Raw genomic sequence first — 13,052 nt, 5'->3', positions numbered from 1 at the left:
CAAACGTATAGCTCACAAATCTGTGAACCAGACGTTTGAGCTGCTTTTTTATACTGAAAAGCTAAATTATTCTTAAAAATTTTGTAATAACAAAGCAAGTGCTTAGTTTTGTATGGTAGTTTAGAAACAATGGCTAGAAAGAAGCAATATAACGAAGAAGAAGTAATTGAAAAGGCCACAGCTCTTTTTTGGAGAAATGGTTATGAGGCTACTACTGTTCGTATGCTGGAAAAGGAAATGGGCATCAACCAATTTTCTATTTATTCTAGTTTTGGGAATAAGCAGGGTGTATTTCTTGAAAGTATTAATGCGTACAAAAAGAGAATACGGTCTATAACTGATAAGCTTTCTAAATCTAATAATGGAAAGGAAGGTATTAAGCAATACTTTTATGATTTTTTAGAATTTGCGAAAGAAGACGATAAGAATAGAGGTTGTTTAGTGACTAATACGGTAAACGAAATTAAAGAAGACGGAGACCCTGTAATCATGGAGCAATTGATGGATTTTGCTAACGATATTAAGCAATTATTTGTAGATAATCTTTTGCAAGAAAAAGGTAATACGGTAGAGGAAGCCGCTCGACAATCAAATTATTTAATGAATAGTTTATTGGGTTTGTCAGTTTCATCAAAAGTTTTCGACCAAAGCCAACTCAACGATACAATTGAATTTACATTTTTGAACATATAAAAATTTTTTGCACCTAAACTAAGCATTTGCTTAGAAATATATTTAATAATAAATAAAAATAAAAACTATGAGCACATTAACAATACACACTTTAGAAACAGCACCAGCTGAAAGCAAGCCATTATTAGAAAACTCTATAAAAGCGTATGGTAATATTCCAAATCTTCACGGCGTATTGGCAGGAGCACCTGGTCTTTTAAAAGCTTACCAATCTTTACATGAGCTTTTTGTAGACTCATCTTTTAATAATGATGAACTTACTGTTGTATGGCAAACTATTAACGTAGAGCATGCTTGTCATTACTGTGTACCGGCACATACCGCTATCGCAAAAATGATGAAAGTAGATGATGCTATTACAGAAGCATTAAGAAATGGTACTAAGTTACCATCCGATAAATTACAAGTTCTTCATGAAACAACTCTTAAGATTGTTCGTAACAGAGGATATATTGATAATGAAGATGTACAGGCATTTTACGCAGCAGGTTATGAAGAGAGACAACTACTAGAAATTATTTTAGGTCTTTCTCAAAAAGTAATCAGTAATTACGTAAACCATATTGCAGAAACACCTGTTGATGCAGCGTTCCAGAAATTTGCTTGGAAAAAGTAAAAAGAATATTGCCTAATGTTGTTAGCTAATGAAGCATGATGGCAATAAATAAGCCTTCCGTTTAAAGCGGAAGGTTTATTAATTCTAATCACCTTAAAAAATCGACCTTAAAACAGTTCGACATAAAAAAATAAACTATGAGCATTTCAATAGAAAATAAAGTAGCACTAGTAACAGGAGCCAATCGTGGTATTGGTAAAGCAATTGTAGAATCTTTTATAAACCACGGCGCCAAGAAAGTATACTTGGCAGTGCGTGATACAAGTTCTACCAAAGAATTGGAAGAAAAGTATGGCAATAAAGTAGTGACCATTAAAGCAGATGTTTCTAATTCGCAATCCATTAAAGATTTAGCTCAGAAAGCTAATGATGTAGATGTTGTTGTAAACAATGCAGGACTGGGAACTCCATACGCTACAATAGGAGAAAATGTGGAAGAAGATTTTAGACAACAACTAGAAGTTAATGCTTTTGGTTTATTGCGTGTAGCTAATGCTTTTGCCAAGACTTTGGAAGATAAAAAAGGAGCTTTGGTACAGCTGAATTCTATCGCATCTATCAAAAACTTTTCGCAATTGTCTACATATTCAGCATCTAAGGCTGCCTCATATTCATTAACTCAAGGGTTAAGAACAGAACTAGGCGCCAAGGGAGTTAGTATTTTAAGTGTTCATCCAGGACCTATTGATACGGATATGGCCGCGACTGCTGGTTTTGAAACAGATTCAACTACTGAAGAAGTTGCAGAAGGTATTGTTAGTGCATTAAAAGCAGGTGATTTCCACTTGTTTCCAGATGCTATGGCAAAGCAAGTTGAAGGTGCTTACCAAAGTTTTTCTGACAAAGTGGTATTGGCAGATATGAACGAATAGTTTTAGACAACCAGTTATTAATTATATAATTTAATGGTCTTGCCTGTATGTTCGGGCAAGGTCTTTTTTCTCTAGTAACCCCAACTAACCATGAAAAAAATTTTTAGAATTATACTATTGGTATTTGCGATACTCGCAGTATTTATGGCAATTAGCGCATTTGTCCTGGCCGACTTAAGACCAGATGAAGTCAAAGACAATAATCAGTCCAAAGAAAAAATAGCTTATGCTAAAGAATTATTAGATGAAGCGGTTCTAAAACAAGGATTAGATAAACTCAACCAGTTTTCAACTTATGAAGCCATTGGAAGAGATTATTGGCCTGGATTGATGGGTAAGGTGGGTTCACCGTATAGATGGGAGAATCCCAAAATAGCTTTTCGGTTTAAAGTAGGCAATTTTGATAGTCAGCTGGAAGTTCTGGAAGGGGATGAAAAAGGATATGTTGCTGGAATAATTTCTAATGATTATTACGAAAAACAACATATAACATATCATTCGGAAGTAGAGGATAATGCTGGAATTATTTTCACTCTTGGCGCATTGCAGTATTTCTTTGAGTTAGCAGACCGCTTATCTAAAGCTCCGTTTATAAGGTATGTTGGTCAAGATGAATTAAGAGGGCAAAAAATTGAAAAAGTTTTTGTGAGTTGGGGTAATGAAACTACTAAGGATTATGACCATTATGTACTATGGATAGGTAAAGAAAGTGGTCTTGTTGAAGCGGCCACATTTACTACAAGAAATAATCCTAAACCTGCACCAAATTTTTTGTATGGTTCCATGCAATTTGAAGACTATAGAAACGTAAATGGTATTTTAGTACCGTTTGTAATGACAGCTCAAATTGGTGAACCCAAAGATGATACCAATGAGAACGTACATAGGGTAACTGTAGAAAGTTTTAAATGGGATAGTTTTCCGGCTGATAAGTTGAATCCCATAGGCAAGAATTGATATTATAGAACAACATAAAAAATAAACTAATGATTAAAGTATCTGTATTATATCCGAACAGTAAAACTGTAGAATTTGATTTAGCGTATTATATAAATACTCATATACCTATGGTTAAGAAATTGGTAGGGAGCGCGCTTAAAAAAGTTGAGGTAGAGAAAGGATTGGCAGGAAGAGAACCTGGTGAGCTAGCACCTTACGTTGCAATCGCAAACCTATATTTTGAATCTGTAGAAGAATTTCAGAAATCTTTTGGACCTCATGGAGCAACATTGGCGGCAGATTTGCCTAATTATACCAATGTTCAGGGAGTGCTTCAAATTAGTGATATAGTCTAACTATTTTTTAGATGGTAGATTAAGAAAAGCACACAGTATAAATTCAGTGTTTCAATTAAATTAAAATTTACGTTATGGCAGATAAAATAAAATTAGATATTGTTTCAGATGTGGTTTGTCCTTGGTGTACCATTGGCTATAAACGCTTGCAAAAAGCCATTTCTGAATTAGGTATTGAAGATAGGGTAGAGATTGAATGGCAACCGTTTGAGCTTAATCCACAGATGCCTGCAGAAGGAGAAAATGTAATTGAGCATATTGCCAATAAATACGGTTCTACAATAGAGCAGCAAAGAGAATCTCAACAACGTATGATAGAAGCAGGTGAAGAGCTTGGTTTTACTTTTGATTACTTTGATGAGATGCGCATGGCTAACACTCGTGAAGCTCATGTGCTTCTTGATTATGCTAGAGAAAATGGTAAACAAACAGAACTTAAGATGCGTTTTGTAACCGCTTTTTTTAGCGAAAGAAAAGATGTCTCGGATAGAGAAGTTTTAGCTCAAGAGTTAAAAGCGGTAGGCTTGAACGTAGAAAAAGGTATGGCCAGATTAGATGATGATACCGCACTATATGAGGTTACTTCTAAAGAGCAGTATTGGCAAGGGCTAGGTGTATCATCAGTGCCTACTTTTGTATTTGATAAGAAGAGTGCGTTAACCGGTGCGCAACCAGTACATGTTTTTAAGGAAGTGTTGACTGAGATGTTGCAGGAAGCTTAAATTCTGTTTGGTTTATTAAATCATTTAAAAGTATTGAATATCCTTTCTAGGCCCAGGAAATTAGATAAGATTTGTTAATCTTGTGTATAGAAAGGTTTACTAAAAAATATAGTTTTTAAGATGGAAGATTTAAAAGGTAAAAAAGCCATTATTACCGGTGGGAGTAGGGGAATAGGTCGCGCTACTGCAATTGCTTTTGCAAAAGAAGGTATTGCTGTTGGAATAACGGGTCAAAATGAGAATACCCTAAAAGAAACGGTAGCTGAACTTAAGAAGTTAGGTGTAAATGCAACCTATGCAGCGTTTGATGTAAGCAATTATGAAGCCGTACAAAAGGGAATGGCAAGTATCATTCAAGATTTAGGTGGAGTAGATATTTTAATGAACAACGCCGGTATTGGAAATTTTGCCCCCTTCAATGAAATGGAAGTTTCCGAATGGACGCGCATGATTGAGGTTAACGTATTGGGTGTGTATTACGCAACCAAAGTAGTTTTACCGCACTTAATAGCCAATAAAGAAGGTGATATCATAAATATTTCTTCTACAGCTGGGTTAAGCGGTAACGCAAATACGTCCGCATATTCAGCATCTAAGTTTGCTGTTATTGGTATGTCTCAGGCATTGACTAAAGAGGTTCGTAAAGACAACATTAGAGTATCTACGTTAACACCAAGTACCATTGCTACAGATATGACTTTGGAGTTAGGTATTACAGATGGTAACCCGGAAAAAGTTTTACAGCCGGAAGATTTTGCAGAATTGATTACTGCAGGTTTAAAATTACCTAGAAGAGCCATGTTAGCAAATGCATCTATTTGGTCCACTAATCCATAGGATATAAAGATTACCTTGGTAAGCCCTTTTTAGATTGGGTAAACGAAGTAAATAAAACGCTCTCCTTCATTCAAAACTATTGAATGTAGGAGAGTTTTTACTTTTTATAACCTTCGTTAGCGAGGTTGAATTATTATAGATTATGGGTTCCTCCGGTAATTTTATTGTTTGCTTTAGGATATAAGCTGTTGATAATAAAATTAATATGGTGTATCAGTTAGAAGTTATCAAGTAGCATACTGCAATATTTTTAGAATATCTCGTTTTATATTTGTAAGTTTTTTCTTAAAAAAACTAACATTAGAAATTGATCATTCTATTCTAGTTCATTAATTATTGTTACCTTAAATAAATTTCCTACAAAATTTAATTAATTGAGTACAGCTAAGAACAATTTAAAGTCGCAGGAAGAGTATCAGAAAATGTTCATTGAACAGGCTTCTACTGCAATGGCTATGGTGGATAACGACATGTGTTACATTGCCGCGTCTCCATCATGGATAAAGGATTATGGCTTAGAAGGAGTGGAAATAATAGGGCGTTCTCATTACGAAATCTTTCCTGAAATAGGAGATGATTGGAAAGATATGCACAATAGATGCCTTAATGGCGCTACTGATATTTGTGAAGAAACGGCTTTTGAACGTACAGATGGTTCCATACAGTGGATTTATTGGGATGTTCGCCCTTGGTTCATCTCAGAGAACAAAATTGGTGGTATTTTAATGCATACCGGTGACGTTACACGTCAAAAGGAAAAAGAGCTAGAAAAAGCTAGAATAGATGAGATACTTGAAAAAACAAATGAAATTGCCCGGATAGGAACTTGGGAGGTAAACCTTCTAAACAATGAGGTGTTTTGGAGTAAAATAGCTCGTGAAATACATGAGGTTGCAGAAGATTTTATACCGAATTTAAATAGTGGTATTAACTTTTACAAAGAAGGCGAAAGTAGAGAAAAATTACAAAGTGCAATAGATAGTGCCAAGGCAGATGGAACCCATTTTAATCTTGAATTAGAAATAATAACCGCCAAAGGAAATCCGTGTTGGACCAGGGTAGTAGGAAGATCAGAATACTTGGACGGAAAACTAACACGGCTTTTTGGAATAATTCAAGATATAAATAAAACAAAGCTTGCGGAACAACAATTAAATAAGGCCCATTCTGAATTGCAAGCTATATTCAATTCAAAAGTCATTGCAATCATAACCACGGATAGAGATGGTATAATTAATAATTTTAATAGCGGTGCTGAGGTTTTATTAGGCTATTCTGCTGCAGAAATGGTTGGAATCAATAATCCTATGCTATTTGTTGCAGAGAATGAGCTCATAGCCTTTAAAAATGAATTAAAGGAATTGTATGGGGAAAGGCCATCTAGCTTTAACCATTTTCAAGATATCTCAAAATATATAGATATCTCAAAACAAGACATGGACGATACTCGAGAATGGACACATTGTAGAAAAGATGGTTCTACATTTCCATGCCAAACAACGGTATCATCTATTAAGGACGCGCAAGGCAAACACACGGGCTTTATCGCTGTGTTGTCCGATATTTCGGAAATCAAAAATGCAGAGGAAGAACTTCTGGAAAAAAATGAGAGATTAAATTTTGCCGAACAGATTTCAATGTTGTCCAATTGGAAATGGGATACGATTGCGGATAAAGTAGAGTGGTCGCAAAATTTTTATAAAATTCTAGAGCTTGATGAAACAATAACGGAACTTAAGTTTGATTCGTATTTTAGGTTTGTTCATCCAGAAGATATAGAAATTGTCAATCAACATTTTAAGAAAGTAGAAAAGGATAAAAAATGGGAAAGTTTTACACATCGTATTATTACCACTTCAGGTAAGGTAAAAATAATTCAACTTTTAGGAGAGGTCCATACCAATGAAAAAGATGAGATTGTGGAAATGGTTGGTACCTGCCAAGATGTGACCGAAAGTAAAATGGCGGAACGTAATTTGCAAAAAGCCCATTCTGAATTGACAGCTATATTCAATTCAAATTCTATTTCAATCATAACAACAGATAAAAATGGTGTTATTAATCGATTTAATGATGGAGCGGAAGCTATATTGGGCTACTCCGCGGCTGAAGTAGTAGGTAAAGAGAAACCTGAACTCTATCTTCTTAAAGAAGAACACTCCAAATTTAAAAGTGATATTGCAAGGCAAAATGGTAAAGACCCTGCTACGTTTAATTATTATGTAGATAGTTTAGATCATGATTTAAATGATACCCGAGAATGGATGTATCGCCGAAAAGATGGCGTTATTGTTCCGGTACTTGCTACAACATCGGCTATTAAAAATATAGACAATAGTAATGAAGGTTATATAGCAATCTCCAAAGATATTTCTGAAATTAAAAATGCGGAAAGTGAACTTCTGAAAAAAAATCAGCTTTTAAATTATGCGGAACAGATTTCAAAGATGGCTAATTGGCAATGGGATCCTATTACCGATGAAGGAAAATCTTCAAAAAATCTATATAACATTATTGAGCTTGACGAAAAAATTACCGATCTTAAATTAGACATATATTTAGATTTTGTTCATCCAGAAGATAAAGAAATTACTGCTCAACATTTTGAGAACGCAGTAATAGATAAAAACTGGGAAAGTTTTACGCACCGTATTATTACTGCTTCGGGAAAATTAAAAATAATTCAACTCTTAGGAGAAGTTTTTACTAACGAAAAAGATGAGGTAATATTAATAAGCGGTACCTGCCAAGATGTAACCGAAATTAAAATGGCGGAACGTAATTTGCAAAAAGCCCATTCTGAATTACAAGCTATATTCAACTCAGAATCTATATTAATTATAACAACTGATAAGGATGGTGTCATTAATCGTTTCAATCATGGTGCAGAGGTATTATTGGGGTATTCTGCGGCAGAAATGGTCGGGATAGAAAAACCTGCAAGATATATTCACGAGGCTGAAATTACAAAATTTAGAAATGATATTGCTGTACAAAATGGTGAAGATCCAGGTACATATGATCATTATGAAAACCTTTTTAAAAAGGAGTTAAACGACACTCGTGAATGGACGTATTACAAAAAAGATGGTTCGCCAGTCTCGGTACTCTCTACAATAACCACTATTAAAAATGGAGACAATGCCAATGAAGGATTTATAGCAATCTCCAAAGATATTTCTGAAATTAAAAATGCGGAAAGTGAACTTCTGAAAAAAAATGAGCAATTAAATTTTGCGGAACAGATATCAATGATGGGCAATTGGCAATGGAACACCGTTGCCGATACCGTAAAGTGGTCACAAAATCTTTATACCGTTTTTGAGCTTGATGAAAACATAACAGACATTAAGTTTGATACGTACTTTAGTTTTGTTCATCCAGAAGATAAGGACATTGTTACTCAGTATTTTGATAAAACGGCGCAGGATAAAAAACTTAATAGCTTTACCCATCGTATTATAACCACTTCTGGTAAATTAAAAACGATTCAACTTTTAGGAGAAGTTCATACCAATGATAAAGAAGAGATCGTTGAAATGGTAGGTACCTGCCAAGATGTAACCGAAATTAAAATGGCAGAAAGGAAGTTTAGAGGGCTCCTAGAGTCTGCTCCGGACGCTATGGTTATTGTAAATGATAAAGGAACAATACAGCTAATCAATAAACAATCTGAAAAATTATTTGGATATACACTAGAAGAATTAATTGATAAACCGGTAGAAATTTTAATTCCCACACGGTTTTACCCTAAACACACTAAAAACCGAAATAGTTTTTTCAACACCCCAATAACTAGGGTAATGGGTAATGGTAAAGATTTATACGCTCTGAAGAAAAATGGAGATGAAATACCCATTCAAATAAGTCTAAGTCCGCTTCATACAGAAGAAGGATTGTTGGTTTCTGCAGCCATACGTGACATTACCAAAAGAAAATTAGCCGAACAAAAAATTAATGAAGCAAAAGAGAATTTAGAACTTGTAGCACAAAAACTATCCAGTCAAAATAAGCAACTTGCAGATTTTACTCATATTACGTCTCACAATTTAAGGGCGCCCGTAGCCAACCTTAACTCGTTGTTGGAAATATATGATCAGTCAGAAACTGATTTGGATCGTACCGATATATTCGGCAAGTTTAAAACAGTTATTCAACACCTTACTTTAACGCTTAACACATTGGTGGATGCGTTAAAAACTAAGATTGGTGATTCAGGCGAGGACCTAGAAGAGATTGGTTTAGGTGCCGTATTGGAGCATACCAAAGAAATTTTGAGTGGAGCAATATTGAATTCTGGCGCGATAATTAAAAGCGATTTCTCCAAGGTTTCTACTATTCGTTATAAGAGAGTTTATATGGAAAGTATTTTCCTCAATTTGGTAGGAAATGCAATTAAATATAAATCAGAAGACCGCATACCAGAAATACGAATTACCTCAGAGCTTGAAAACGGAAAAATTGTACTCAAGTTCCATGATAATGGCCTTGGTATAGATTTAGAGCAACACGGCCATAAGCTGTTTGGATTAAATAAAGTTTTTCACAGGCATCCTGATGCAAAGGGTGTAGGTTTGTTTTTGACAAAAACTCAAATTGAAGCTATGAACGGTGTTATCTCTGCATCTAGCAAGGTTAATGTAGGAACAACTTTTACAATAAATTTCGATTAACTTTTTCTCTTTACGCCTACTAAAATTCCCAATTTTATACGCGTTGTTGTTACGTATCAGTAAGAAGTATTCGGCAGCTATTTAAAACTGCTTAATACTTATCTATTTTTCCTTATTTCTTACAACAATTGTATAAACGTACCCACGTACGTTTATTTTGTTTTTAGAAGTACGATATATAATTTATGAAGACCCCACATGAGTCTCATGGTCTAATTACTAGGTAAAGAATCTAGAGAAACGGGAAGTTCAAAAACCTCTAAATCAAAATAGGGTAAAGCAGCTAATAGGTGGTCAAAAATATCGGCCATGATATACTCATAATTTTCCCAGCGCTTGTCCGAACTAAAAGCATAAATCTCCAAAGGAATACCTTGTGGCGTTGGTGCTAGTTGACGCACCATTAAAGTCATACCTTTATTTATGGCAGAATTACTTTCCAGGTAATCATTTACATACTTACGGAATACGCCAATGTTGGTCAAGTTTCTACCATTAATTGGTAATTCCTTGTTTATTTCATGAGTTTTATTATACGCACTTATCTGTTCGTTTCTTGTAGTAAGATAGGGTTGTATGAGCTGTATCTTTTTAAAAGACTCCATATCTTCATCGGTTAGAAAACGGATACTTTTTTGGCGGATAATCAATGCACGTTTAATACGTCTTCCACCGGAAACCTCCATACCTCTCCAGTTTTTAAAAGAGTCAGAGATTAAAGCGTAGGTAGGGATAGTGGTAATGGTCTTATCAAAATTCTGGACTTTTACGGTAGCAAGAGTAATTTCGCTAACATTACCATCAGCCCCATATTTTTCAAAAGTTATCCAGTCGCCAATGCGGACCATGTCATTTATACTAACTTGAATACTGGCTACAAGACCCAGAATAGAATCTTTAAATATCAGAAGTATTACAGCGGAACCGGCCCCAAGAGCGGTGAAGAATTTCCAAATTAGAACATCTGTAATTATGGCAAATATGGTGAGAATACCAATAAACCAAGCAAAAATCATAAATACCTGAATGTAGCTATCCATTGGTTTATCTCTAAACCTAGGTTTGGTTTTTAAATAGTCATTTATGCTTTTGAAAAGACTTTTAACTATATAAAGAGTTAATACTACAAACAGTATCTGGAGCCCCTTAAGAGCTAATTCACCGCCATATTCAAAATGAAAAAAAGCAAAAGGAATAAACTTAAATAAGATGAATAATGGAACGATATGGGCTAGAAAGCGAGGAGCCTTATTGATAACAAGAAAATTATCAAAATTAGTTTTTGATTTCCTGGCCAGTTTTAAGGATATGGAGCGTAAAACTTTCCAAATAATTAAATCTAAGAAATACGCAAAAATTAAGGCAACTACTAATACTATAAATAGATTTAGATATGATGCAAAGCTTTCGCTTATTCCAGTTTTTAGTAGATAATCGTATAATACGCGGTGTAATCCCTTTTCCATGAGTCTCCTTCTAAATATTTCCACCGCAAAATTAAGCCATAGAAAGAACAAAGGAAGGTTATGCATAGAATAATTGTCCTGTTTTAGCGGTACAAAGCTGCAACGGTAAGAAGTTCTTTGTCTTTATCAATTAGACTTTTATAAAATAAAAGTGAATCTCTTCGCCTTTGACCTCAGGCTTAGTTAAATCAAAATAGGTAAATTCTAAGTTTGGACAATTTTAAGTACTCACAACTTTTTGTGTTGTGCCTAAAAAGGCAGATAGATATCCACATAGTAAACTAGGGAGCCAAGCTTATCAATTTATGGAAATATAGTTATTCGCCCAATTAAATGTTATTACCTCCCTAAGATAATAATGACATCATATCTTACAGAGTTTATACTCTTTTCTTACAGGTTTACAACATTAATTATTAAAACAGCTTTTATGAAGTCATCTTTGATCTTTAATTAATCTAGTGTTAGTATGCCTACGAAATATTTTGTGTTTCTGCTGTTTCTTTTTTGCGGAATACTTTCTTACGGTCAAGTAAAAATTGGTGATAATGTAAGCACCATTGATGAAGCTTCTATCTTAGAATTAGAAAGTACCACTAAAGTACTTGTGCTTACCAGAATAACCAACACCCAAATGCTTTCTTTGAACCCTTTACCAGGGGGAATGGTTTATAATACAGATACTAATTGTGTTTATTCTTATAATGGAGCAAATTGGGTGAATCTATGTAATAGCTCATCTGGTACTTTTTCATTTGTAGATAATAATGATGGAACATTCACCATCAATAATAGTGATGGTAGTACATATACTTCTTCTAATCTAACCGGACCACAAGGTCCTGCTGGTGTTGACGGTGTAAATAGTGGTGCAGAACTGGAACAAATAGTGATTGTAGCCTATAACAAACAGACACAATTTAACACCCCCTTTCCTTTTGATGATAGTAGAAAAATTGAAGTCTATAGAAATGGAGTGCGCATAGATTTCACAACCATAAATACCAACACAATTGAATTGGAAAGTGACGTGACTTGTTTCCAAAATGATAGCATACGAATCGTACAAATTCTATAATAAATACATTTTTAAAAATAGTTAAATAAACAATTATGAAGACAAAAAACATATTCAGCAGTTTTAAAACTCTTGCCTTTGGTTTGCTTATGCTTACAGGTGCTGCAGTTAGTGCGCAACAGACAACCGGTGATGTCGTCAAACAGACAGACGTTAATCCCGGGACAACTACCACAGCCGGTGCTGTTCGTGTCATTGATAATAAAGGTACCATCAAGTACCTTCAGTCGCAAAATGGTATCACCATGCTTTCAAATACCACAGCAGATGTAACCACAACAACTTGGCAATTGGGAGGTACGTTAACGGACGACACTTTTATAGATGTTGACGGAAATATTTTTGGGCTCAACGGTATTGCGTTGATCAGTTCTGAAACTGCCTCTACAGATGCTACTGATGGTTCAGATGCCGGTACCGGTACAGGATATACTTTTTTAGTGCGTGATGAGGCTACCGGAGACACCAAAAAATTATTGGCATCGGATATTGATATTATTACGAGCGGACAAGAAAGTTTTACAGCAAATGCAACGGATAATGGTGCAACTCTTACGACGTATGCACTTACAGGAAGCCCTGTTCTACCTGCATTTAGCCAAGTTTGGGTATATCGAAACGGAGCCAAGCTTATTGCTAATGTGGATTATACGGTATCTGCATCAACAGTGACTTTAGATGTCACTAATGATTATGTTGTTTATGCTGGTGATACTATTGAGGTGCAGTACGTTAAATAATTAACCTAAATTTTTAGATTGGCACATTTGTTATGTTCTTAATCAAACAAACTGCTTCCA

The 13,052-nt window shown here is 34.8% G+C and carries 11 protein-coding genes; 10 read left to right on the top strand and 1 reads right to left on the bottom strand.

All coding sequences use genetic code 11. From position 1 onward, the window contains the following. Positions 1-129 precede the first annotated feature (129 nt). From HW347_RS19055 to HW347_RS19020, 8 genes are all read left to right on the top strand, one after another. Complete coding sequence (locus HW347_RS19055; RefSeq protein WP_214613327.1) at positions 130-693, top strand: TetR/AcrR family transcriptional regulator; 564 nt, start codon at positions 130-132, stop codon at positions 691-693. Positions 694-760: 67 nt separating this feature from the next. Next, positions 761-1,309 (top strand): carboxymuconolactone decarboxylase family protein, encoded by a 549-nt coding sequence (locus tag HW347_RS19050; protein WP_214613326.1) that lies wholly within the window; start codon positions 761-763, stop codon positions 1,307-1,309. 137 nt (positions 1,310-1,446) lie between these two features. Then, positions 1,447-2,181 carry an SDR family oxidoreductase gene (locus HW347_RS19045; protein ID WP_214613325.1) on the top strand — a complete coding sequence of 245 codons (735 nt, stop codon included), beginning with the start codon at positions 1,447-1,449 and terminating at the stop codon, positions 2,179-2,181. 90 nt (positions 2,182-2,271) lie between these two features. Beyond that, entirely contained in the window at positions 2,272-3,138 is an 867-nt protein-coding gene (locus tag HW347_RS19040; RefSeq protein ID WP_214613324.1) for a hypothetical protein, read from the top strand. Positions 3,139-3,167: 29 nt separating this feature from the next. After that, positions 3,168-3,476, top strand: a complete 309-nt coding sequence (locus HW347_RS19035) for an EthD family reductase (protein WP_155594287.1) — start codon at positions 3,168-3,170, stop codon at positions 3,474-3,476. A 74-nt stretch (positions 3,477-3,550) separates the two neighbouring features. Further along, positions 3,551-4,198: a DsbA family oxidoreductase gene (locus HW347_RS19030; protein ID WP_214613323.1), complete on the top strand. Its 648-nt coding sequence runs from the start codon at positions 3,551-3,553 to the stop codon at positions 4,196-4,198. A gap of 120 nt (positions 4,199-4,318) precedes the next feature. Beyond that, entirely contained in the window at positions 4,319-5,035 is a 717-nt protein-coding gene (locus tag HW347_RS19025; RefSeq protein WP_214613322.1) for a 3-ketoacyl-ACP reductase, read from the top strand. Positions 5,036-5,409: 374 nt separating this feature from the next. Beyond that, a complete protein-coding gene (locus tag HW347_RS19020; RefSeq protein WP_214613321.1) occupies positions 5,410-9,708 on the top strand; it encodes a PAS domain-containing sensor histidine kinase in 4,299 nt (1,432 codons plus the stop codon). 212 nt (positions 9,709-9,920) lie between these two features. Here HW347_RS19020 and HW347_RS19015 read toward each other — a convergent pair whose 3' ends face one another. Continuing rightward, positions 9,921-11,174 carry a mechanosensitive ion channel family protein gene (locus HW347_RS19015; protein WP_214613320.1) on the bottom strand — a complete coding sequence of 418 codons (1,254 nt, stop codon included), beginning with the start codon at positions 11,172-11,174 and terminating at the stop codon, positions 9,921-9,923. Between the two features lie 469 nt (positions 11,175-11,643). Between HW347_RS19015 and HW347_RS19010 the strand changes: the two genes are divergently transcribed. Both HW347_RS19010 and HW347_RS19005 read left to right on the top strand, forming a co-directional pair. Then, a complete protein-coding gene (locus HW347_RS19010; RefSeq protein ID WP_214613319.1) occupies positions 11,644-12,252 on the top strand; it encodes a hypothetical protein in 609 nt (202 codons plus the stop codon). Positions 12,253-12,287: 35 nt separating this feature from the next. After that, the gene (locus HW347_RS19005; RefSeq protein ID WP_214613318.1) at positions 12,288-12,992 is read left to right on the top strand and encodes a hypothetical protein; all 705 of its coding nucleotides are present in this window, start codon (positions 12,288-12,290) and stop codon (positions 12,990-12,992) included. The last annotated feature ends 60 nt before the right edge of the window (positions 12,993-13,052 follow it).

The sequence above is a fragment of the Zobellia barbeyronii genome (assembly GCF_018603515.1).
GTDB classification, from domain to species: Bacteria; Bacteroidota; Bacteroidia; order Flavobacteriales; family Flavobacteriaceae; genus Zobellia; species Zobellia barbeyronii.
The sequence above is the reverse complement of the archived record's forward strand: the minus strand, read 5'-3'. Positions and strand labels throughout refer to the sequence as shown.

Coding starts and splice junctions, on each gene's coding strand:
- HW347_RS19010 (WP_214613319.1), top strand. CDS start 11,644: ATGCCTACGAAATATTTTGTGTTTCTGCTGTTTCTTTTTTGCGGAATA.
- HW347_RS19030 (WP_214613323.1), top strand. CDS start 3,551: ATGGCAGATAAAATAAAATTAGATATTGTTTCAGATGTGGTTTGTCCT.
- HW347_RS19050 (WP_214613326.1), top strand. CDS start 761: ATGAGCACATTAACAATACACACTTTAGAAACAGCACCAGCTGAAAGC.
- HW347_RS19025 (WP_214613322.1), top strand. CDS start 4,319: ATGGAAGATTTAAAAGGTAAAAAAGCCATTATTACCGGTGGGAGTAGG.
- HW347_RS19005 (WP_214613318.1), top strand. CDS start 12,288: ATGAAGACAAAAAACATATTCAGCAGTTTTAAAACTCTTGCCTTTGGT.
- HW347_RS19035 (WP_155594287.1), top strand. CDS start 3,168: ATGATTAAAGTATCTGTATTATATCCGAACAGTAAAACTGTAGAATTT.
- HW347_RS19045 (WP_214613325.1), top strand. CDS start 1,447: ATGAGCATTTCAATAGAAAATAAAGTAGCACTAGTAACAGGAGCCAAT.
- HW347_RS19015 (WP_214613320.1), bottom strand. CDS start 11,174: ATGGAAAAGGGATTACACCGCGTATTATACGATTATCTACTAAAAACT.
- HW347_RS19040 (WP_214613324.1), top strand. CDS start 2,272: ATGAAAAAAATTTTTAGAATTATACTATTGGTATTTGCGATACTCGCA.
- HW347_RS19055 (WP_214613327.1), top strand. CDS start 130: ATGGCTAGAAAGAAGCAATATAACGAAGAAGAAGTAATTGAAAAGGCC.